The organism is Salinivibrio sp. ML290 (genome assembly GCF_001995695.1).
Classification (GTDB): domain Bacteria; phylum Pseudomonadota; class Gammaproteobacteria; order Enterobacterales; family Vibrionaceae; genus Salinivibrio; species Salinivibrio siamensis.
Window position 1 is genome coordinate 214,797 of record NZ_MUEY01000003.1, and the last position, 20,412, is coordinate 235,208.

Sequence of the window (20,412 nt, forward strand, 5' to 3'; positions counted from 1 at the left end):
TATCAGTCATCTCGAGATTCGTTTCCCGCACTGTATATGCCTGCGATGCCACCAATGGCTTGGATTAACGGTCGCTCGAAAAAAAGAACACGTTAACCCGACAATTTCTCACTCACAGGCAAATAAACTCATTATGCGTCACGAACACTCATCAATAAGCGCGGGCATTAACCCGCCGGTATTTTATCCTGCCGCCGCTTTAATCGCGGCTTTTGTTATTTTTACCATTAGCGTGCCAGATACCGCCGGCGCGCTATTTGGTAGCGCGCAAGCTTGGATCATCGACACCTTTGGCTGGTTTTACTTACTCGCGATGGGGCTATACCTTGGCCTGGCATTGATTTTTGCACTGAGCCGCTATGGCCAATTTAAGCTGGGCCCGGATCACAGTGAGCCCGAGTTCAGCTACCACTCATGGTTTGCGATGCTTTTTTCTGCTGGCATGGGGATCGGGTTAATTTTTTWCGGGGTCGCCGAACCAGTATTTCACTATGCGACCCCAGTAGTTGGCGAAGGCAATACCGCAGAAGCGGCTAAAGCAGCAATGCGCATGACCTTTTTCCATTGGGGATTACACGCATGGGGCGTTTATGCGATTGTCGCCCTTGCCCTCGCCTATTTTAGTTTTCGCCATCGTTTACCACTCCGCATTAGCTCAGCGCTTTATCCTCTAATTGGTAAACGTATTCATGGTCCAATTGGTTATACCGTCGACGTATTTGCTGTTTTTGGCACCATGTTTGGTATTGCTACTTCTTTGGGCTTGGGCGTGATGCAGATAAACGCAGGCTTGAACTATTTATTTGATATTCCGACAACAACCAGCGTGCAGTTAATACTGATTGCTTGTGTGACGGGACTCGCCACCATCTCAGTCGTACTAGGGCTCGATGGAGGCATCCGTCGATTGTCTGATTTAAATCTCTGGCTAGCGATTGCCTTACTGCTCTTTGTTGTGGCGGTGGGTCCTACCCTCTTTATTTTCAAAACATTGGGGCAAAATATTGGCACCTATTTGTCATCAATGGTYGATATGACATTTAATGCCTACGCCTATACGGGTGATGAAAGTACAGATGGTTTTTTAGGGGGATGGACACTCTTTTACTGGGCGTGGTTTATCGCTTGGTCACCGTTTGTAGGGATGTTTATCGCAAGGATATCTCGCGGCCGGACGATCCGCGAGTTCATTCTTGGCGTCATTTTTGTCCCTGTCGGTGTCACCTTTATTTGGCTAACTGTGTTTGGCGATACCGCGCTACACGGTATTCTTACCAACACCATGCCAAACTTGGTAGACCAAGTGTTTGCCAACAGTTCAACATCGTTATTCCACTTTTTGGATAGTTTCCCGTTGGCAGGTGTCTCCTCCGTGATTGCAACTTTATTGGTGATCACCTTTTTTGTCACCTCATCCGATTCGGGCTCATTAGTGATCGATACCTTAACGTCCAAGGATGATGGCGAGTCGCCGGTAAAATTGCGTATTTTCTGGGCGCTTGCCGAAGGTTTAGTCGCCTCAGCGTTGGTCGTGGCTGGCGGTAGCAATGTCCTATCTGCACTGCAAGCAGCCTCTCTGACTTCGGCACTGCCTTTTGCGGTCATTTTACTCGCGGTTGGCTTTGGTTTGCTTAAAGCGTTAAAAATGGAGGCTCTCAAACGCGATAGTCTCCAACATCTAGCGACGATACCGGGCAATGTGACGCGCCATAGTCCACATTACGCAGAAAACTGGCAAAATCGCCTACAAACCTTGGTGGCTTCACCTGAGTGGCAGGAAATCGCTGTAATGTTGGATAAAACCATTGAGCCCGCGATGCGTGCGGTCGCCGAAGAGCTTGAGAAGCAGGCGCTGGATGTCAGTATCAACCGCGAACACGATCGCTGCTATCTGCGAGTTCACCACGGCAATGACCCTGATTTTATTTACGGAGTACGAGCCCGTGCCTATGCCAGCCACACGTTTAACCTAAAAACCTTAGCGGATAATGAGACATTGGATACGCCACACCATTATCGTGCAGAGGTATTCTTACGGGAAGGCGGCCAGCAATACAATATTGCGGGCTACAATCAAGCGCAAGTGATTGAAGATATGCTGGATCACTACGAAAAGCATCTACACTTTCTTCACGTGATCAATAGCTAAATCTTATTTTGTCGAGTAACTAGCGCCGCCTTTGCGCGGCGCTTCATCCTTGTCGAGCGTTTACGGCACTCACACCTTGCCAATCTTCCAACTCTTGTTCGGGGTGCTCGGCTCTAAATTGCTGATACAGCGCAATGCCCTGCGGATCTTCCAGCACATCAACCGTCACGCCTTTCTCTTTCAGCACCGTCTCGTTACCGCTCGCACTGGTGACATCCCCCACCACCACTCGAGAGAAACCGCGCATGCCGATCAATGCCGCGCACACATCGCATGGGCTTAAACTGGTAAACAAAGTTGTTTGGCTGAAGTCGATTCGCCCGGCATCACGTATCGCGGCCGTTTCACCGTGGTTGTAGGGATGGTTTTCTTGCACCAAGGTGTTGTGTCCTTTGCCCACTATATGACGTGTTTCATTGTCAATAATCACCGCGCCGATGGGGCATCCTCCTTCCTCAGCGCTTTTTTGGGCTAGCAGCACCGCAATGCGCATCAAGTCCGCATCCGTTAGTTTTTGGCTGAAGCTGTTATCCACCAGCACCGGCAAACTGCGCGTTGGCATATGCGCCATRGCACGCAGCGCCGCTTCGTTCACCGTACTGTTTGCATTTAATAGCATCCGCTCTCTCCTTATTCCATCTGACAGATAACGTTAAGCTGCGTCATACCACAAGATCATCAATTTACTCGCAATTAATGAACCAAACAGTGATAAGGTTTGTATTGGTCAATTCGATATTTGTTATTGGTTCAATCGACCTTTTGCGCCTTCGTCTGTACTTGTTAGCCAAGGGTGGTGATAGCAACTCTGTTCAGGGATTTTTATGATAAAACGTTTGATTATTATGTTAGTCGCATGTGGTCTCCTTTTTGGGGGAATTTTTGCTTACAAAGCGGTAGGCAACCATTTTATGAACCAATTCTTTGACAACATGCCTGCCCCCACGGTCACCGTGACGGCCACCACAGTCTCAACCCACCCTTGGCGTGAACAACAGACCACTATTGGCAGTTTTGCGGCCATTAATGAAACCCAGCTAACCACCGAGGCAAGCGGCATTGTCAACGATATTATGTTCGATAACGCGACATCGGTGAAAAAGGGACAATTGCTCCTCACGCTAGATGCCAGCGTTGATGAGGCAGAATTACGTCGGCTCGAGTCCGTGGCAGAACTGGCACAACTTGAACTGCGGCGTTATCAGCGGCTATTTAGAGATAAAAACATCTCCGAGTCAGAGCTAAAGCGCAAAGAAAGCGAAGCCAAACAAGCAATTGCCGCTGTCGACAGCCAAAAAGCGCGCATTGAGCAAAAGTCGTTAACCGCGCCTTTCGACGGCATCATTGGCATCCGAGAAGTCAGTCTTGGCCAATTAATGTCCCCGGGGACAGCGGTTGCGACACTCACGTCAGTGACCCCGATTCACCTCAACTTTACCTTGCCGGAACAGCAACTCAGCACGTTGAAAAATGGTCAAACCGTTTCTGCCACGATTAGCGCACAGCCTGACGAGGTCTTTACCGGCACAGTGACCGCAATTTCACCGGTTGTGACGCCATCGAGTCGCAGTGTCGACATTCAAGCCACCTTTGATAACCCAGATGCCGTTTTGCGGTCAGGTATGTTCGCACGCGTGAGTCTTGATCAAGGTGAAGAAACGCAAAATGTCTTGCTGGCACCACAAAGCGCGATTCAATTTAATCCGTATGGCAACGCGGTATTCGTGATCCAAGAGCAAGACGATGCATTGACGGTACAACAGCGCTTTGTGCAAACGGGCGCGCGCCGCGGTGACATGATTGTGATTAAAGACGGCCTTCAACCCGGTGACCGTATCGTTACCTCCGGCCTCCTAAAGCTCCGTAACGGTAGCAACATCAAGGTCAGTGACAATGAGCGTGTTCAGCCGAGCGAAGATCTTGATCCCAACGTTGTGAATCAATAGGAGCGATTCGATGCGATTTACCGACGTCTTTATCAAGAAACCCGTCTTGGCCTCCGTAGTGAGCCTATTCATTATCTTGCTCGGCTTACGCGCCATCACCGACATGAATGTGCGGCAATTCCCCGAGATCAAAAATGCAGTGGTCAGTGTCTCTACCACTTATATCGGTGCAGATGCCGACCTGATTCAAGGCTTTATCACCACGCCGCTGGAGCGTGAAATCGCTGCCTCAGAAGGGATTGATTACTTAGTCTCGACTTCAACTGCCGGTGTGAGCACCATCGAGGCCTATTTACGCCTTGATTACGACCCGAATGAAGCACTCACGCAAATTGCCGCTCAGGTGAATAAGGTGCGCTCAGAGCTACCTGATGATGCCCGTGAGCCCGTCGTCACCCTGCAGGTAGGGGAAACGGTCGCAGCGATGTACCTCGCGTTTTATTCTGACGTCCTCACTGATAATCAAATTACCGATTACTTGGTCCGGGTGGTCGAGCCACAACTGTCGACGATTCCCGGCGTGCAGCGTGCTGATGTGTTGGGTGCCAGTAGTTTTGCCATGCGAATCTGGCTCGACTCGGTCAAAATGGCCGCGTACGATCTCACCGGTACGGATGTGATTGCCGCCCTGCGCAGCAATAATGTGCTTGCGACGCTAGGGCGCACCAAAGGCCAAGACGTGGCGATTGATTTGAACGCCGCCACCGACATTCATGAGGTTAAACAATTTAAAGATCTGGTGATCAGCAGTGATGGCCAATCTGTTGTGCGTTTGAGTGACATTGCGACCGTTGAGCTCGGCGCGGAAAGTTACCAAACGTCGGTGAACTTTAACGGGCTTGATGCCACCTTTATCGGCATCGAAGTCTCGCCAGATGCCAACGCGCTGGATGTGATTGAGGCGGTGAATCAGGTATGGGATGCCGACATTACCACCCAGTTGCCTCAAGGGTTGTCGGCGTATATCGCCTATGATTCAACCGAGTATATTGATAACGCCATTGATGAAGTGGTGATATCGATTATTCTCGCCTTAGCCATCGTGGTCTTTGTGATTTATGGCTTTTTGGGGTCGTTACGCTCGGTAATTATTCCTGCGGTCGCGATCCCCGTATCGCTGATCGGCACCTTCTTTTTAATGTGGCTGTTAGGGTTTTCCATCAACCTACTGACACTGCTTGCCATGGTGCTGGCGATTGGTGTGGTGGTCGATGATGCGATTATCATGCTTGAAAACGTGCACCGCCATATCGAAGAAGGTAAAAGCCGAACACAAGCCGCGCTGGAAGGCGCGCGCGAGCTGGCGTGGCCGATTATCACCATGTCGACTACCTTGGTCGCGGTGTTCCTGCCCATCGGCTTTGTCGGTGGCTTAACCGGGGTGTTGTTTGTTGAATTTGCCTTTACCCTCGCCGCGTCGGTGATCTTATCCGGCGTGGTGGCACTCACGCTCTCGCCCATGATGTGTGCCTATGTGCTCAAGCCCTATCAGGCGGACAAAGCGACCCAAGAGCGCTCCCTTGAGCACTGGCTGGATAAGCAGTTTGACCGATTGCATCATCGCTACCAACGCACACTCCATAGCTTGTTGAATACCAATGCGGTGATCCTCACGTTTGGCGCGATTGTTTTAGTGTCTTGCTATTTTTTGTTTATCACCAGTCCTTCTGAGCTTGAGCCCGCTGAAGACCAAGGGTTCGTGTTCTCCATACTCGAAGCTGACAGTCAAACCACGCTGGATGCGTTGTCTGCCAGTACCGATGAATTAAACCGTCTGATTGACGATGTACCAGAAATCGACAACGTCTTTATTATCAATGGCTCTGGCGGCACCAATAACGCAATCGCGGGTATTGTACTCGCGCCGTGGGATGAGCGAGAGCGCAGTACCCAAGCGATCTTGGAAAACGAAATTCAACCCTTTATGGACAGCCAACCGAGCTTAAGCAGCTTTGCCTTGGTGCCCCCTTCACTGCCGTCTCCGGGCGGCGGCACACCGGTTGAATTTATTATCGGTTCAACACAACCCTTTGAAGCGATTAATGAAGTGGCGAACAATATCGTGGGCAAAGCAATGCAAACGGGGCGGTTTATCTTTGTCGATACCGATCTGAGCATTGACCGCCCCAAACAAACGGTCAAGATCGATCGTGAAAAGGCCGCTTTGATGGGCGTCGATATGCAACAGCTCGCCGCTGATATGGGCTCATTGTTATCCGGGGCGGATGCGGGACGCTTTTCACTGGAAAACCGCTCTTACCGAGTGATCCCCCAAGTGGCGCGTAATGAACGTCTCACGCCAGAACAATTACGCCAGTTTTATACCCGCAACCAAGACGGTGAATTGGTTCAGCTGTCAACGTTAGTGACCTTAGAGGAAAGTGTGCAGCCCCAAGCATTGCGCGGTTTTCAGCAGCTGAATGCGGTGAAAATTTCCGGTGTACCGCGCCCTGGTGTTCCCTTGGGGGAAGCGCTGGGTGTACTCGAAGAGATTGCGGCGACAGAATTGCCAGCAGGCTTTAGTGTCGATTATGCCGGACAGTCACGCCAGTTTATGAGCGAAGGCCAGCAACTGGTCGTGACCTTCTTCTTTGCTTTAATCGTGATTTTCTTGATCTTAGCGGCGCAGTTTGAGTCGTTTAAAAACGCAATCATTATTTTGGTCACCGTGCCAATGAGTGTCTGTGGCGCGCTGATATTTATCAGCCTAGGATTTACTACCTTGAACATTTACACTCAAGTTGGCTTGCTCACCCTCGTTGGTCTGATTGCTAAACACGGGATATTGATCGTCGAGTTCGCCAATCAGCTCCAACAAGAAGGACGGACCAAACGTGAGGCGATTGAAGAAGCGACCGCCATCCGTTTACGCCCTATCTTGATGACCACGGCAGCGACGGTGCTCGCCATGATCCCGCTATTGATTGCCTCAGGAGCCGGTGCTGGCGCCCGTTTTGCCATGGGGCTAGTGATTGCCAGTGGGATGACACTGGGCACCTTGTTCACCCTGTTCGTGGTGCCTGCCATGTATCTGTTCTTAGCCAAAACCATCACGCCGGCATCCACCGAGTTATCGCCAGCGCAGACGCATCATAGCGATTAATCGAAAAATCGTACCCATTGGGGCCACTGTAACGTGGCCCCTTTAGTCTCGGAAAACAGCCCTTTTATGTCCGGTTACACACTAGGAGGACATAAAACGCGCGAGAACAAATTCCACCAGCAATCGAACACGCAAAGGCACTTGTTCTCGGTCTCGATAGAGTAAAAATAGCGTGCGCGCTCGACTGCACCATTGCGGTAACACGCGCTGTAATTCACCCTTTTCTATCAAAGGTAGCGCGGAATAATCAGGAATATAGCCGATGCCAAATCCAGCCTCCACCGCATGGGTTAACATCTGAATTTCATCCACTTCTGCACGTATGCCGGTGGTGGCTTGATAATCAAACGCCTCCCCCGTTTGATGGTGTGTGAGCTCCCAAACTGTCATTGGATGACAAATCACCACCGGTTTACCTCTCAGATCACTAGGAGAGCGCACATCGTGATAGTCACTGTCTGGACCGGCGCACAAAATGAAGTGAATATCGGTGAGCGGCCGTGCAATCCAATTTTCGACCACGGGATTCCCGACTCGAAACACCACATCCATGCCTTCCGCTTCAATGTCTATCAAGCTATTGGAAAAGTTAAGATCCAGTTGAATCTCGGGGTATTCACGCATAAAGTCGAAAAAGACGCGGCGTAAAAACTGCTTACCGGCATTGATCGGTGCGCTAATACGAATTTTGCCTTGGGGGTGATGTTTCTCGCTCACCAAATCATCGCTCAGTGTCTGCAACTCATCGAACAACCCTGCGGCACGTTCAAAATAGCGATGGCCAATTTGGGTCAGAGAGATACGATGTGCATCGCGATTGAGTAAGCGCAGGGCAAGATCCTGCTCAAGCAGGCGAATTCGACGGCTTAGGGTGGATTGCGGCATGGCAAGCTGCTGCGCCGCGGCTTTAAAACTCCCCAACTGCGCCACGGTACAAAAACAGCGCAAATCGTCTAACGAATAGCTAGGTTTCATATTTGGAATTTACCGTTCTGATATTGTCGGTTTATTCATATTTTGAAACTTATACACTAGCGCCCATCACTCAACAAGTCAGGTCTTGCTATGACAACTACTGCTTCACTGTGGAAAGCCGTTGCCCTTCTCATTTTATGTGCCTTTTTTTGGGGTAGCACTTTTCCTATTGGTAAAGATGCGCTGAATGAAGTGAATGCGCTCACCTTGGTCTTTTGGCGCTTTGCCGTCGCCGCGATTTGTCTAGGCTTTTATCTCAAGCTCACCCGTAGCCGCGTTCCCACACTCAGCGCCAAGCAGTGGCTGTGGGCAACCACCGTCAGCGCTGTGGGGATTGGCGGCCTTAACCTCTGTTTGTTCACCGGACTCGAGTATACCCAAGCGACCAATGGGTCATTAATCATGGCGCTCAGCCCGTTGGTGACTTCACTTATCGCCTGTATCGCGATTCGCGCATTGCCGCGTAAGGGACAAGTTTTCAGCTTGGTGGTGAGTTTATCGGGCGTGCTCGTGGTGATCACCAATGGGCAGTGGCAGATGCTCAGCCAATTAAACTTTAACCAAGGTGATCAAATGATTTTCACTGGCATGTTTGCATGGAGTGCGTACACCTTCTTCAGCCAAGGCATTGGCCGCTGGATGCCGGTGATCCCCTACACGTTTTTAGGCATGCTCAGTGGTGCGACTGTGATTGGCATCATGTGTGCACTTACCCCAAACGTTCATCCGTTTGGCGAAGTGCTCGCAGCCACCCCATTAGCCGTCTCCGAACTCCTTTATATCGGTGTGCTGGGTACCGTCGCCGGTTACTTACTCTGGCTCAACGGCGTGCGCCATCTCGGCTCTGCCAATGCAGCACTCTTTTTTAACTTTGTGCCCGTGTTCGCGGTACTCACCGCGTTTTTGATGGGACAAGCCGTGAGCCAACTTCAGGTGATGGGCATTGTCATTGTAATCGCAGGGCTGTTGCTGCCACGCCTTCCTCACCCACGCCAATGGCGCGTTGCACGCTCTGCTTAGCGGTGTCGCTATTATGCCTCTGAGTGCATCATGAGTCGCGCGCGGTGACTCGTTTTCATCGCGCGCGACTCATGCCTCATCATAGGGTTATCCGCCGAATCGGGTGACACGATAGGGTTGCATATCCACATCCGTGGCCTCCCCATCCATCATTTGCCCTAATAATTTCCCGGTGACCGGCCCTAACGTAAACCCTTGGTGGCCGTGACCAAAGGCAAGCCATAACCCTTTACGTTGCGGCGCCTCACCTATCACCGGTTTCATGTCCGGCATACACGGACGTCCGCCTTTCCACGGCGTTTCATCAATACGCGCGCCAATAGGATATAAAGCCTTCGCTTCATGCTCTGCTGCTTGCAGCTGGCTTTGATCCGTGGGGGCGTCCAAGGCGGTTAACTCTGCGCCCGTGGTCAAGCGGATACCTGCACGCATAGGTGCCAGCAAATACCCCACTTCCGCATCCATAATCCAGTGATTAAGCGGCTTTTTCTCATCGCATTGGTAATGCATGTGATAGCCACGCTTGGTAAACAAAGGGACTTCTAGACCTTGTTGACGCAACCAGTAAGAGGACCAAGGGCCCATTGCCATTACGACTTGGTCAGCATGTAACTGACCGTCATCGGTTTCGATAACCCACTGCTCGCCTGCTTGTTTCAATGCCTGCAAGTTCGCGCGTTTAATCTCGCCGCCTTTAGCAATCACATCGTCAGCATAGGCCTTGACCAAAGCGCCTGGATCGGTGACTGTCCAAGGTTGTTTCCAGTGGATCGCGCCCGCCAGCGAAGTCGTTAAATTTGGCTCCATCGCCGCGATCTGTGCTGCGTTTAGCACCTCATAGTCAACGCCATAGTTGGCACGATCTGCGGCGGCACGCGTGCATTCATCATCTAAGGCTTTTTGCGTGCGGAAAAGCTTGAGGTAACCTTCCTTACGAATCAAGGACGCTGCGTTCGCGGAGGCAATCATTTCCTCATGAGTGTCTAACGACTGCATAATTAATGCCGCGTACTCTGGCACCAATTGTTTGTATTTACTCTCACTGGAATAATGCCAGTATTGTAATAACGGATGGGCGGCTCGGATAACGCTCGTAGGACGGTAACGAATATCGACCGAGCGATTCGGCAATACGCGCAATAAGGTGGCAAGGTCGCGGGGAAATGCGTAGGGTCTAACCGCCTCGCGCTGAATAATCCCGGCATTACCAAATGAGGTTTCTTGTCCGGGGCTTACCCTATCGACCACGATGACCTCATACCCGCGCTTTAAAAGGTGCCATGCCACAGAGACACCTACCATGCCTGCACCTAATACCACTACCCGCTTTGCCATACTTCACTCCCTGAATAACTTGAAATTATGTTTTTAGTGTACTTTGCTTGTCATTATGCCGTTGTGTGCTTTTTGCACATAAGTTACAAGCTTTTAACCAATGCAGGTAGAGGTATTTAACAATCAATCTCACACTTTTTCGACCATCCCCGCCCCTGTCAGACAAGCTCAAGCAAGTAAGTCTTTGTCAATGAAACAATTCATTGTTCTTACTGATTCCAGCTAGCTAGCGCACACTTCCAGCAGAGAAACAGGGGCAAGTGGTTACTATTTAGACCTAGCTATGTGAGAGTGACAAAACACATTCGACGTAAAAGGAAGCAATATGGCTGACTATGATCCAAACAAAGGCTTCGTCGCCATTCTAGGATGGAGCCTCAATGCAATTGATGCGATTAGCCGTTTCGATCGTAAATATGTCGTTGTTGCCCCAACATGGGCAGAAGAGTATGCCAAAGAGCATGATATCCCCTACCTTCCTTGGGACTTTGAGCGCCTCAATGACCGTTCCTTTGAAATTGCCACCACCCTACAAGAAATGGGGGTCGATGTGGCGATTCCTCTGTTCGAAGAAACCGTAGAGTGGGCCGGCGCCATTAACGCCGTGCTGCTCAAAAACCCTAAGCTGATGGGACAGTCTCTTCTGTTCCGCGATAAATCCTTAATGAAACGCCGTGCACAAATCGGCGGTATTCGGGTTGGGATCTTTGAAGAAGCGCAAGATAAATCCGACGTGGTACGTTTCCTGCGCCGGGTTAACCAAGCCTTGCTGAAACTTGACGGCGACCCAAATGACCCGATCCACCTCAAAGCCTTTGACAAAGCAGGCTGCGAAGGCCACTGGGTGGTGCGTGAGCCTGATGATCTCGATCGTGTTTCCGATGAAGAGTTCCCGCTATTGATGGAAAGCCACCTCGATGGTTGGGAGTTTGCTGTCGAAGCATTTATTAAAAACCGCAAAATCCAGTTTTTAAACATCTCCGAGTACGTCACCCTCGGCTACTCTGTTTTCGTCCCGGCCTCCCCCGAGTTGGAAAAATATCGGGAAAAAGTGACCCAGGAAATCGAGAAGCTGATCGAAGCGTTTGATATTGATTTCGGCTTTATCCATCCAGAGTACTTTGTTACCAACGATGGTCAGATGTACTTCGGTGAAGTAGCCTACCGCCCACCCGGTTTCCAAGGCTTTGAAATTATTGAACGTGTTTATGACTTTAACTGCTATCAAGCGATGGTGGTGGCGTTTGATCCTAAAACAACTGACGAGGAACTCGACGCTTTCTTCCCAACACCTATCAAAGATGCCAAAGGCGTCGCCGGTACCTTTGGGGTATATCCAAGACGCCGAGTGGTAAGCCAGCTGGCCATACCTGAAGAGACTGAGAATCACGAGTACTTTGAGTTTCATGAGCTGCAGTCGCCTATGGAGGGGAAAGTGCCTAAACGAAGTGCATTTGGCACACACTGGGGTTTGCTACACTTTTATGGTGACGACCCGCATGTTATGCGTGACTTATTAAAAGCACAGGAAGACCTTGATTTCTATGTCTAGCTTACTCAATAAGCTTGATCATGCCGTTGAACAACTTGATCAAGTAAGCTCCATCGCCAAGGCACGCCACCAATTTCACGTGATTGATATTTGTGGGCGTGTATTGGCACAGGATGACGGCATTAATCAACTGTACTCACGGATTGTCACTCTCACTGAGGCAGGCCTTTTTGAGGGAACAGATTGGGGGCAGCCCGAGTATCTCGTACCGAATCTCGTGCCAGATACGCTCGCGCATGCCGACAAAGCCACCGTGGTGCTAGATTGTCTCAGCCAGCTTCGAATGCTGGCTATCGTCGAGGGGAAGCTCTCTTCCCCGCCTTTTTCCCAACAAGAAGCACATCAATTTCTTGCCAGAGTATTAAGCCTCAATTTATCACTCGTAATGGGTCTTACCGATGAGTCGAGCCGTATTCGACTCGGTGCAACGGCGCCCGCTATTAGTGCTTTATATCGTTTTATTCTCAGCCACTTGGGCTATGAAACCATTCTCAGTGAACTGGTTGATGAAGTTTGGCGTGTACTCGCGCAGCGCCCCATTCAGGTCAATCCAATTAAGGCAATGATCAATCAGATCTCTATCTTGGTGTCGCAGGAGCAGATTAACCTCGGTGAAGCCAAGCTCGGCATCGATCGTCTTGTCAGTGCGTTATACGGCCCAACCCAGGGCTGCTATGACGATCCGGGGGTGGACGCGTACTGTGAGCGTCTGAATGCAATGGACAGCAATGCTTTACAACAAGAGGCGTTGGGATTTGCACGTGCGATGCATGATGTCGGTTTAGCATCTGATTACCACGCCATATTTTTACGATGGTTACTGGACAATGAGGGAAGCGACACACTCCCCACCGCGCTAGGTTTAAGTAATACTGGCTTAGACTGCCTAGTGACCTATCGTCAGCTGGTGCACACACTGATCCAGGAAGCCATTTATCCGCAAACCGCGCAAGCTGTGTATGGTTTGGCAATGATGCTTGAAAGGGGTGTTCTGTTCGATGCGCCTGTCGCCCCGAGTCTGTGGCGTCAGATTCATCTCAACCTACACCCAGACGTCGCCCATACACTGACCTTGGCCTTTGGTGAGCAACTCCCCGCTCGCGTTCATCTGTTAGCGGGTGTCATGTCAGTGCTTGGCCAGCCGCTAGGTGTGGCTCAAGGCAACAACCCGACTTGCCAATCGGCACGTGCAATATCCATGTGGGCGTATAATGACCCTGATTACTTACTTAACTGTATCGTTCAAATTGCTTGCAATCAGAGCCTACGCATGCATTTTGAAGGACAGTCGTTAGACTCTCACACCCTCTTACAGGGGCTGAGTACCGCACTGCCATTCGATACTGACCCTGTGTCAGTCGTTCTGGTGCCGCATTTGGATAAACTTTACATCGAAATGGGCCGGCTTTGTGTCAACCGAGAGGAAGACCCCCATAAGTGGATCAATCCAGAATTTCATGGTTGGTACGTGGGGCGTGAGTTCATGATTGCCGTTGACGTTAAAACAGGACAACTGAAAGAGTTTGATAGTTTTATCGAGCGCTTCTATCGCAGTTATCATCCGCTTTATAACGGCAATATTCCCGTTATACATCCCCAGCCGGTTGGGATCGCAGTCACCAGCAGCCAGGGCCGATTTGTCGGCTGGCACGCGATCACCTTGATACGTATCGCCCTTGACCAAGACAGCGTGATGCGGGTTTATTTTTACAACCCCAATAACGATAGTGGTCAAGATTGGGGACACGATGTGGTGGTGTCAACGCAAGGGAAAGGAGAGCAATACGGGGAAGCTTCCTTACCCTTTGAGCAATTTTTATCTCGACTATATCTGTACCATGATGACACGATTCAAGTTGGTATAAAGAGTCCTCTACCCAGCGAAGCTCTCAATGAAATCAAGCGCATGGCGTTTGAAAGCTGGGCACAAGAACGCATAGAAAACAGCACAGATGCCGTTGTTAATGGCTAAGCATCAACCTGTTCAGTGGTCTCGACACCACTGAACAGGTGTTTATTATTTATCCCCTCAGGCCTTTAAGTGTCAAAGGTTTATCCCCACCTCTTATCTATCGTTGATAAAAAATGAGGCTTAAAAACCATGGATGCGCCAGATTCATCACTGAAAACACCGCCTCAGATCACCAACGCTGAGGGGAAAACGCGTCGCGTAGGCGTTGAGATAGAGCTCAGTGGCTTAGAGCTGGATACCATTACGCGTTTAGTGGCGGATTTTTTCTCCCTACACATCAAGCGAGGGGGTCGATATGATCGCCGCTTGAGCGGAGACAAAGCCGGAGACTGGGTAGTGGAACTCGACTATGCCAAGCTCAAGCGCTTGGGACAAAGCGATCGTAGTGAAAACACCGTGACCAATCGACTGGATCAATCCGCCGAAGATCTATTGGCATGGGCGGCAAAAGCCTTTGTCCCCGTGGAAATTGTCGGCCCGCCTCTGCCACTTGACCGCCTGCAAGAGGTTGACCAACTCATTGCTCATCTGCGTCAACAAGGTGCCGAAGGAACCGAGGACAGCCCAGTTTATGCGTTTGGCATGCAGCTCAACCCAGAGCTGCCTGATTTAACCGCCAAAACGATTTGTGCTCATTTAAAAGCATTCTTATGTTTGTATGACTGGCTTTTAAAGCGTGCTGATATTGATTTATCGCGGCGTCTAACCAACTATGTCGATCCTTTCCCGAAAGCATATATTGAACGCGTGCTAGCCGCTGATTATTGGCCGGATCTCAATACCCTAATCGACGACTATCTGATTGATAATCCTACACGCAACCGTGCGCTAGATATGCTGCCCTTGTTCACTCACCTTGATGCTGAGCGAGTGAATAAAGTGATTGATGATGGGCTCACACAAGCGCGGCCAACGTTTCATTATCGGTTGCCGGACAGTAAAGTCAGCCGACCCCATTGGGGCATTCACGAAGCATGGAACGATTGGGTGGAAGTCGAAAAACTCGCCGCCGATCCTGCACGACTGGAAACATGCTGCAAAGCCTATTTGGGCTATCTCAACGACCCATTGGCGCGTATCGTTAATAATTGGGCAGAAAAGGTGCACAATTTATGGATAAACCCGTCATCGCAATAACCGGCCCGAGCAAAGGCGCAAGGCTGCCACGTTTTTTTGTCGCCGCGGCAGTCAAACTTTATGGTGGCAAACCGTTACAGTTACACCCCGGCACCGCGCTGGATCCAAACGCCTATCAAGGCGTGGTGATTACTGGCGGGCACGATGTCGAGCCTGTGCTGTACGCCGCCGAGCCCGAAGTGAAACCCAACTACGACTCTGAACGCGATGCGCTAGAGAGCAAAGTTATCAAAAGCGCATTGGCGAGCCAAAAGCCCTTGCTGGGCATTTGCCGTGGTGCGCAACTTCTCAACATCTGTTTGGGCGGCACCTTGCACCAAAGCTTGCGCGAGCAACGCAAAAAAACCTCTCATCGCTGGACAGTGTTCCCGATGAAAACCTTGTGTATATTGCGTGATGTCAACGGCCATATACAGCAACGGTTGGGGCAAGGCAGACGCAAAATAAACAGCCTACACAACCAAGCGATTAACGCGTTAGGCGAGGATTTGACGGTAAGCGCACGTGATTTAGATGGCATTATACAAGCCATTGAGTCGCCCAACCGCCCTTATACACTGGGGGTACAGTGGCATCCAGAATTCTTGCTTTATCTTCGCTGTCAGCGTGCGCTGTTTAAGGGCCTAGTCGAGCACGCAACACGCTTCCAGCAGCGACAAGCGGCATCTCAGTAAAGATGTCTGTTAGTTGGTGAAAAACAAAAACGCCGAGGCACATTCACTCGGCGTTATCAGGTAGCGACTAACGCTTTGACCGCGCATTCAGTCGCTTCTCTATCTGACGTTTTTCCCACTTATCACCAAAGAGATCGACAATGCCCAGAGCACTGACGCCGTGGCTGACCACGGCAATCCCCCATCCCATTGCAGCCCACCAAGCCCAATAATAGCCGGGGCTAGTTTGCCAGTTGATAATAAACAAAATCGCCATCACGACCACATAGCGCGTCAAATGAGAATAAAACCCGCCGAGGGCACGGACGCGATTGGCAATCGCTCTTTCTTCTGGACTCATTGAAGTATCTGCCTGCATGTCTGTCTCCTTTTGCAAATCACTAATGTCGATATCAAACACAGCAGCCAACGATTTCAGCGACTCCAATCCGGGTTTGTGGCCGCGTTCGATACGTTGAATCGTTCGAACACTTAACCCACTAAATTGTGCTAATTGGTCTTGCGACCACCCTTTTTGAACTCTGAGTGCTTTCACGTTCATCCTTGCTCCTTTGTGCTCTTCCCTAGCGACACTATGCAAAATGGGGGCGACATTACCACGACAGCACCCCGACACCTTAACGACAGTTACTTAAAATCAATCACTTAAAAATAAACACCGACCGATAGCCAATCCGTGTATTTTACCCTTAGCAAAAGGTATCAATATACAAGGCTTCGACTTTATCGCGCGCCCACTGCGTTTTACGCAAAAATTTCAACGATGATTTCATCGAAGGATCATTAGAAAAACAGTTCACATTGATATGTTGGTAGAGGCCTGACCAACCATAGTGTTCAACCAAACGGGTCAAAATGGTTTGTAGGGTTAACCCGTGCAGCGGGTTATTGGGTTGTGTATCCATAAGGGTTCTCAGCAACTCGAGCACGCGCTCGTCAATAAAAGCGCTACTTTACGTGACGATATTGCAAAACGCGAATTTAACCACGGTAGCGCGCCAGCTTATAATCAAGGTTTAGCTTAATCGCCGGCCATTCGCTTTCGATAATCGAGAACACAACGGTATCACGGTATACGCCATTCACGATCTTGTGGTTACGCAACACACCATCTTGTTTGGCCCCTAAACGGGCAATGGCCGCACGCGATGCCTGATTCAACCAATGGGTGCGAAACTCAACGGCAATCACCCCCAAGCTTTCAAATGCATAAGCGAGTAATAACCGCTTACACTCGGTGTTTACCGACGAGCGGTGATAACTGCTGGCGTACCAAGTGTAACCAAGTTCCACGCGCTTATTGGCGGCATCCGCATTGGCCAATCGTGTTGACCCAATCACTCGCCCCGATTCTTTCTCAATCACGGCGAACGGCAATGCTTTATTTTTCGCTTTTTCGTCCAAGGCGCTAGCGATGTAGCCTTCCACCGATTCTGCGTTCGGGACCGAGGTATACCAAAGCTCCCAAAGCTTTCCATCGTTAGCGGCTTCAACTAATGCATCCGCGTGCGAGGCAGATAAAGGAACCAAGGAAACCGTGTCACCGTGCAATATGATGTCATCTTGAATAAAAAAGCGTTCCATGCTCATTATTTAGTCCTCACTATTTTTCATTCCGCCACTTTTGCATAAACCACAGTGCTAGAAATCGCACCGCTCGGCAGGATACGGTCATTGATAAGTATCGCTTCTTGATGATAACCACAGCGCTCGGCTACCGCACGGCTACGTGTATTTTCGTAGGCAGTTTTGATTTCGACACGCTTGGCATTAAGGTCATTAAACGCGTATTGCTCTAGCGTTCGCACCGCTTCACTCATATAGCCAAGGCCTTCTTTGGAGCTCCGCAGCCAATAGCCTATTTCAAAATAAGGAATCGCGATGTTGCGGATGATTAAGCTGATCACACCCACCAATTGCCCCGTCGATTTTTCAAAAATCGAGTAGCGTAGTTCATTGATAAACATGTCGAAGTCATCAATCGCTTGTTGGGTGTTTTCAATCGAGCTCGATTCGGTCAACGCGTGCGGAAGCCAATCCATAAAAGGCGCAAGGGTGTGCTGACTTTCCAACACGGCTTCTAAAATGAAAGGCTGATGGGTCATATTGGGTGCCACCAGCAACAGACGGTCACTGTCCAATTGGTCTACGCGCGGGGAATCATCCATTAATATCCACCCAGTACCGAGCCAATGATTCATTGAACACTTCACCATTGGTGATGTTTTCCAACGTGCCGCCATTGGCTTCAATTACTTGGCGCGATGCCATATTGTCTTCATTCGCGGTAATTAGAGCGCGAGTGATCCCCAGCTCTCTCGCCTTGGGCAGTGCTAAGGCTAACATTTGCTTGCCACATCCGCGTCCACGATATGATGGCGCAATGTCGTAGCCAATGTGTCCAGCTTCTTGGGTTAGAAATGGCGTATTGATGTGATGACGGATCCGAATCGCGCCAATGATTTGTTGCTCAGCATCAAGCAGCCAAAAATGACTACACGGCACATACCCTTTACGAAGGTTTTTACCCAATGACTCATCCGTTAACCGCGTCACGTAAGTGGGGAAATCGTCTTTCCCCGACCGATAGTAATCGGCATTGTCGGGGTCAAACTGAACAAAATCATCATAAAAACGTGTAAAGGCTGCTTGGTGATTGAGTGCGGGGACGACTAATTCCATGTGCTTGTTCCAAGTCCTATAATAGAACTAGGCTATCTCATTGATATTGAAAAATAAACACTTATTGGCCGCCTATCATCCGCCGCCTTAGCGCGCCCTGCTCGCCACACAGGAGTGATTGAATGGTTGATTGCCGCGCATCACTGCCAACGCATCACCGCATCAAACGTTTGACAATGTTGAACCGCTTGCTCCGCCTCTTGCAGATAAACTTGCTGGGCACTTGAGGTTGGATAGGTTAAATACTCGGAACATTTCGCGCTTTGACCATTACCCACCACAATCTTGGCGCCTGGTTGCAAGGTGCACTGTACCAATTTATCGAGCGGCGACCATTGATAACAAATCTCATAGTCTTGGCGATAATCCGCCACCAAGCCAGACGGTTGTGATAACGCCCACCAGTGACCAAACTGACTATGCGGGTTGGTGCTATTCCACGCACGATACACTGTTACCCCTTCAGTCGCCTGATATACCTTGCCTTGGCAAAGCTTCCCTTCCAATGGCTGACCCAGCGACGCCGCCAGTAGCGCTGGATCGTCCACGGCTACAAACTTATCTGCCCATGCGCTTGGCAACGCCGTGCTACCGACACATTCTGCAGCGTCGGTCGTTTCATTACCAACGGGCGTACTGGTACACGCTTGCAGTGTAACGATCAGTGCGCCAAGCAGTGCTTTTTTCACCATCCTTGCTCCCATTCGTCTCGTAATATGGCGTAAACCACCGTATCCCACCACCGTTCTTTAAAGAAACGATGCTGATGAAAATGGGCCTCTTGTCGCATGCCAAGTGAACGACAAAGCTTGGTTGCAGCGAGATTATCGTTAATGGTCTCAGCGTATAACCGATGCACGCCCAGACACTCAAAACCGAAGTTGGCCAGTGCGACAGCCGCCTCTCTCATTAGCCCCGCGCCTTGCGCCTCCACAGCTAAGCCGCACCCGATGGATGCTTGATGGTTGTCCTCAAGCCTTAAACCGACAGTGCCAATACATTTTTCTGATTGCTTGCAGATAACCGCCAACTGATAAGCCACGCGTGGATTTGCGTTGACTTGTTCGATAAAGCGCGCGTGTAAGTCTCGGTATGTCTCTGGCTGGCAGTCCGTTTCGCTATAAAAACGCTGGTACTTCTGGTGTTGCGTTAAGTGAACAAACGCCTCTTCATCGCTTGGCTGCATGTCACGCAGCACTAGTCGACGTGTTTCAATCATAAACATCCTTGTCTCTCTTGTTGTTTTAGCTCAGCGCCTTGACCATGGTGGTGGCGCCTGAAAAGCCGACTAACCATTTTAGGTGCGGAAAGCGCTCTTCTTTAGTGGCGACAAAGCCTTTGGCTTGATAAAGCTTGCGGGCTCTGGGGTTACTATCAATCACATCCAACCGAACGCTTTCAAAGCCATGCGCTTGGGCATAATCCATAATGGCATCCAATAATTGGGAGCCAATCCCCTGCCCGCGTACTGCGCTATCAACAGCAATGCCATCCATCACCAATTCATTGGGTGCCGCTTTACGCTCAAACAGCGCCAATACTGCACAGGCCCAAGTACCCTTGATGAGCCCCAAGCTATCGATCAGTTGTTTTGCGCCCATACCCTGTGTCAACGCACCCGCTTGGGTTTGAAACCCGGCCAACCCCACCACCTTGCCGTTTTGCATAGCAGCAAACGAAAAGTTTGGGACAAAACATCGGGACAGCATCGCCACGCGCGCTGCCTGATTAGGGATTGCCCGTGCGAACTTCATCCCAAACGCCTGCTCATATAACTCAGCGACGTTTTGTGCTTGCTCAAGCGGCCATCCTTGCTGGATCGCGATATCCATTGGATCCCCCAGTTTTTTCCTAGATTAAAAAAGCC

Annotated in this window: 19 protein-coding genes; 8 read left to right on the forward strand and 11 right to left on the reverse strand. The window is 50.2% G+C overall.

Going from position 1 to position 20,412, the window contains the following annotated elements:
* Nucleotides 1-133: 133 nt before the first annotated feature.
* The gene (locus BZG23_RS04610; protein ID WP_077606258.1) at nt 134-2,149 is read left to right on the forward strand and encodes a BCCT family transporter; all 2,016 of its coding nucleotides are present in this window, start codon (nt 134-136) and stop codon (nt 2,147-2,149) included.
* Between the two features lie 43 nt (nt 2,150-2,192).
* On the opposite strand, the gene BZG23_RS04615 is transcribed toward BZG23_RS04610, so the two are convergent.
* Nucleotides 2,193-2,768 carry a nucleoside deaminase gene (locus tag BZG23_RS04615; RefSeq protein ID WP_077606259.1) on the reverse strand — a complete coding sequence of 192 codons (576 nt, stop codon included), beginning with the start codon at nt 2,766-2,768 and terminating at the stop codon, nt 2,193-2,195.
* Between the two features lie 205 nt (nt 2,769-2,973).
* On the opposite strand from BZG23_RS04615, the gene BZG23_RS04620 reads away from it, so the two are divergent.
* Together BZG23_RS04620 and BZG23_RS04625 are read left to right on the forward strand one after the other, a co-directional pair.
* Nucleotides 2,974-4,095: an efflux RND transporter periplasmic adaptor subunit gene (locus BZG23_RS04620; RefSeq protein WP_077606260.1), complete on the forward strand. Its 1,122-nt coding sequence runs from the start codon at nt 2,974-2,976 to the stop codon at nt 4,093-4,095.
* A 10-nt stretch (nt 4,096-4,105) separates the two neighbouring features.
* The gene (locus BZG23_RS04625) at nt 4,106-7,198 is read left to right on the forward strand and encodes an efflux RND transporter permease subunit (RefSeq protein ID WP_077606261.1); all 3,093 of its coding nucleotides are present in this window, start codon (nt 4,106-4,108) and stop codon (nt 7,196-7,198) included.
* Nucleotides 7,199-7,279: 81 nt separating this feature from the next.
* On the opposite strand, the gene BZG23_RS04630 is transcribed toward BZG23_RS04625, so the two are convergent.
* Nucleotides 7,280-8,173 (reverse strand): LysR family transcriptional regulator, encoded by an 894-nt coding sequence (locus tag BZG23_RS04630; protein WP_077606262.1) that lies wholly within the window; start codon nt 8,171-8,173, stop codon nt 7,280-7,282.
* Between the two features lie 90 nt (nt 8,174-8,263).
* Between BZG23_RS04630 and BZG23_RS04635 the strand changes: the two genes are divergently transcribed.
* Nucleotides 8,264-9,193: a DMT family transporter gene (locus tag BZG23_RS04635; protein WP_077606263.1), complete on the forward strand. Its 930-nt coding sequence runs from the start codon at nt 8,264-8,266 to the stop codon at nt 9,191-9,193.
* Between the two features lie 87 nt (nt 9,194-9,280).
* On the opposite strand, the gene BZG23_RS04640 is transcribed toward BZG23_RS04635, so the two are convergent.
* Nucleotides 9,281-10,528 carry an NAD(P)/FAD-dependent oxidoreductase gene (locus tag BZG23_RS04640; protein ID WP_077606264.1) on the reverse strand — a complete coding sequence of 416 codons (1,248 nt, stop codon included), beginning with the start codon at nt 10,526-10,528 and terminating at the stop codon, nt 9,281-9,283.
* A gap of 325 nt (nt 10,529-10,853) precedes the next feature.
* On the opposite strand from BZG23_RS04640, the gene BZG23_RS04645 reads away from it, so the two are divergent.
* The 4 genes from BZG23_RS04645 (at nt 10,854) to BZG23_RS04660 (ending at nt 15,863) form a co-directional block, all read left to right on the forward strand.
* Nucleotides 10,854-12,080, forward strand: coding sequence for an ATP-grasp domain-containing protein (locus BZG23_RS04645; protein WP_077606265.1), 1,227 nt, complete (start codon nt 10,854-10,856; stop codon nt 12,078-12,080).
* Complete coding sequence (locus BZG23_RS04650) at nt 12,073-14,052, forward strand: hypothetical protein (protein ID WP_077606266.1); 1,980 nt, start codon at nt 12,073-12,075, stop codon at nt 14,050-14,052. The genes BZG23_RS04645 and BZG23_RS04650 overlap by 8 nt, the downstream gene beginning before the upstream one ends.
* Nucleotides 14,053-14,181: 129 nt before the next feature.
* Nucleotides 14,182-15,189, forward strand: coding sequence for an amidoligase family protein (locus tag BZG23_RS04655; protein WP_077606267.1), 1,008 nt, complete (start codon nt 14,182-14,184; stop codon nt 15,187-15,189).
* Nucleotides 15,165-15,863 carry a gamma-glutamyl-gamma-aminobutyrate hydrolase family protein gene (locus tag BZG23_RS04660; protein ID WP_077606356.1) on the forward strand — a complete coding sequence of 233 codons (699 nt, stop codon included), beginning with the start codon at nt 15,165-15,167 and terminating at the stop codon, nt 15,861-15,863. The genes BZG23_RS04655 and BZG23_RS04660 overlap by 25 nt, the downstream gene beginning before the upstream one ends.
* A gap of 67 nt (nt 15,864-15,930) precedes the next feature.
* Here the strand turns inward: BZG23_RS04660 and BZG23_RS04665 are convergent, their stop codons facing one another.
* The 8 genes from BZG23_RS04665 to BZG23_RS04700 all read right to left on the reverse strand — a co-directional run bounded on the left by BZG23_RS04665 (nt 15,931) and on the right by BZG23_RS04700 (nt 20,377).
* Nucleotides 15,931-16,404 carry a 2TM domain-containing protein gene (locus BZG23_RS04665; protein ID WP_046073335.1) on the reverse strand — a complete coding sequence of 158 codons (474 nt, stop codon included), beginning with the start codon at nt 16,402-16,404 and terminating at the stop codon, nt 15,931-15,933.
* Between the two features lie 148 nt (nt 16,405-16,552).
* Nucleotides 16,553-16,768 (reverse strand): VF530 family DNA-binding protein, encoded by a 216-nt coding sequence (locus BZG23_RS04670; RefSeq protein WP_046073336.1) that lies wholly within the window; start codon nt 16,766-16,768, stop codon nt 16,553-16,555.
* A gap of 76 nt (nt 16,769-16,844) precedes the next feature.
* Nucleotides 16,845-17,453: a GNAT family N-acetyltransferase gene (locus BZG23_RS04675; RefSeq protein WP_077606268.1), complete on the reverse strand. Its 609-nt coding sequence runs from the start codon at nt 17,451-17,453 to the stop codon at nt 16,845-16,847.
* A 20-nt stretch (nt 17,454-17,473) separates the two neighbouring features.
* Complete coding sequence (locus BZG23_RS04680; protein ID WP_235606018.1) at nt 17,474-18,031, reverse strand: GNAT family N-acetyltransferase; 558 nt, start codon at nt 18,029-18,031, stop codon at nt 17,474-17,476.
* Nucleotides 18,024-18,545, reverse strand: coding sequence for a GNAT family N-acetyltransferase (locus BZG23_RS04685; protein ID WP_077606269.1), 522 nt, complete (start codon nt 18,543-18,545; stop codon nt 18,024-18,026). Before BZG23_RS04685 ends, BZG23_RS04680 begins: the two co-directional genes overlap by 8 nt.
* A 140-nt stretch (nt 18,546-18,685) precedes the next feature.
* Nucleotides 18,686-19,234 (reverse strand): hypothetical protein, encoded by a 549-nt coding sequence (locus BZG23_RS04690; RefSeq protein ID WP_077577978.1) that lies wholly within the window; start codon nt 19,232-19,234, stop codon nt 18,686-18,688.
* Nucleotides 19,231-19,770, reverse strand: coding sequence for a GNAT family N-acetyltransferase (locus BZG23_RS04695; protein WP_077606270.1), 540 nt, complete (start codon nt 19,768-19,770; stop codon nt 19,231-19,233). The genes BZG23_RS04690 and BZG23_RS04695 overlap by 4 nt, the downstream gene beginning before the upstream one ends.
* Nucleotides 19,771-19,789: 19 nt before the next feature.
* Nucleotides 19,790-20,377, reverse strand: coding sequence for a GNAT family N-acetyltransferase (locus tag BZG23_RS04700; protein WP_077606271.1), 588 nt, complete (start codon nt 20,375-20,377; stop codon nt 19,790-19,792).
* Between the last annotated feature and the right edge of the window lie 35 nt (nt 20,378-20,412).

Excerpts from the sequence above, each read along its gene's own strand:
- BZG23_RS04660 (WP_077606356.1), top strand. The coding sequence starts at position 15,165 with ATGGATAAACCCGTCATCGCAATAACCGGCCCGAGCAAAGGCGCAAGG.
- BZG23_RS04695 (WP_077606270.1), bottom strand. The coding sequence starts at position 19,770 with ATGTTTATGATTGAAACACGTCGACTAGTGCTGCGTGACATGCAGCCA.
- BZG23_RS04670 (WP_046073336.1), bottom strand. The coding sequence starts at position 16,768 with ATGGATACACAACCCAATAACCCGCTGCACGGGTTAACCCTACAAACC.
- BZG23_RS04675 (WP_077606268.1), bottom strand. The coding sequence starts at position 17,453 with ATGAGCATGGAACGCTTTTTTATTCAAGATGACATCATATTGCACGGT.
- BZG23_RS04680 (WP_235606018.1), bottom strand. The coding sequence starts at position 18,031 with ATGGATGATTCCCCGCGCGTAGACCAATTGGACAGTGACCGTCTGTTG.
- BZG23_RS04620 (WP_077606260.1), top strand. The coding sequence starts at position 2,974 with ATGATAAAACGTTTGATTATTATGTTAGTCGCATGTGGTCTCCTTTTT.
- BZG23_RS04700 (WP_077606271.1), bottom strand. The coding sequence starts at position 20,377 with ATGGATATCGCGATCCAGCAAGGATGGCCGCTTGAGCAAGCACAAAAC.
- BZG23_RS04635 (WP_077606263.1), top strand. The coding sequence starts at position 8,264 with ATGACAACTACTGCTTCACTGTGGAAAGCCGTTGCCCTTCTCATTTTA.
- BZG23_RS04630 (WP_077606262.1), bottom strand. The coding sequence starts at position 8,173 with ATGAAACCTAGCTATTCGTTAGACGATTTGCGCTGTTTTTGTACCGTG.
- BZG23_RS04645 (WP_077606265.1), top strand. The coding sequence starts at position 10,854 with ATGGCTGACTATGATCCAAACAAAGGCTTCGTCGCCATTCTAGGATGG.
- BZG23_RS04685 (WP_077606269.1), bottom strand. The coding sequence starts at position 18,545 with ATGGAATTAGTCGTCCCCGCACTCAATCACCAAGCAGCCTTTACACGT.
- BZG23_RS04665 (WP_046073335.1), bottom strand. The coding sequence starts at position 16,404 with ATGAACGTGAAAGCACTCAGAGTTCAAAAAGGGTGGTCGCAAGACCAA.
- BZG23_RS04650 (WP_077606266.1), top strand. The coding sequence starts at position 12,073 with ATGTCTAGCTTACTCAATAAGCTTGATCATGCCGTTGAACAACTTGAT.
- BZG23_RS04655 (WP_077606267.1), top strand. The coding sequence starts at position 14,182 with ATGGATGCGCCAGATTCATCACTGAAAACACCGCCTCAGATCACCAAC.
- BZG23_RS04625 (WP_077606261.1), top strand. The coding sequence starts at position 4,106 with ATGCGATTTACCGACGTCTTTATCAAGAAACCCGTCTTGGCCTCCGTA.
- BZG23_RS04640 (WP_077606264.1), bottom strand. The coding sequence starts at position 10,528 with ATGGCAAAGCGGGTAGTGGTATTAGGTGCAGGCATGGTAGGTGTCTCT.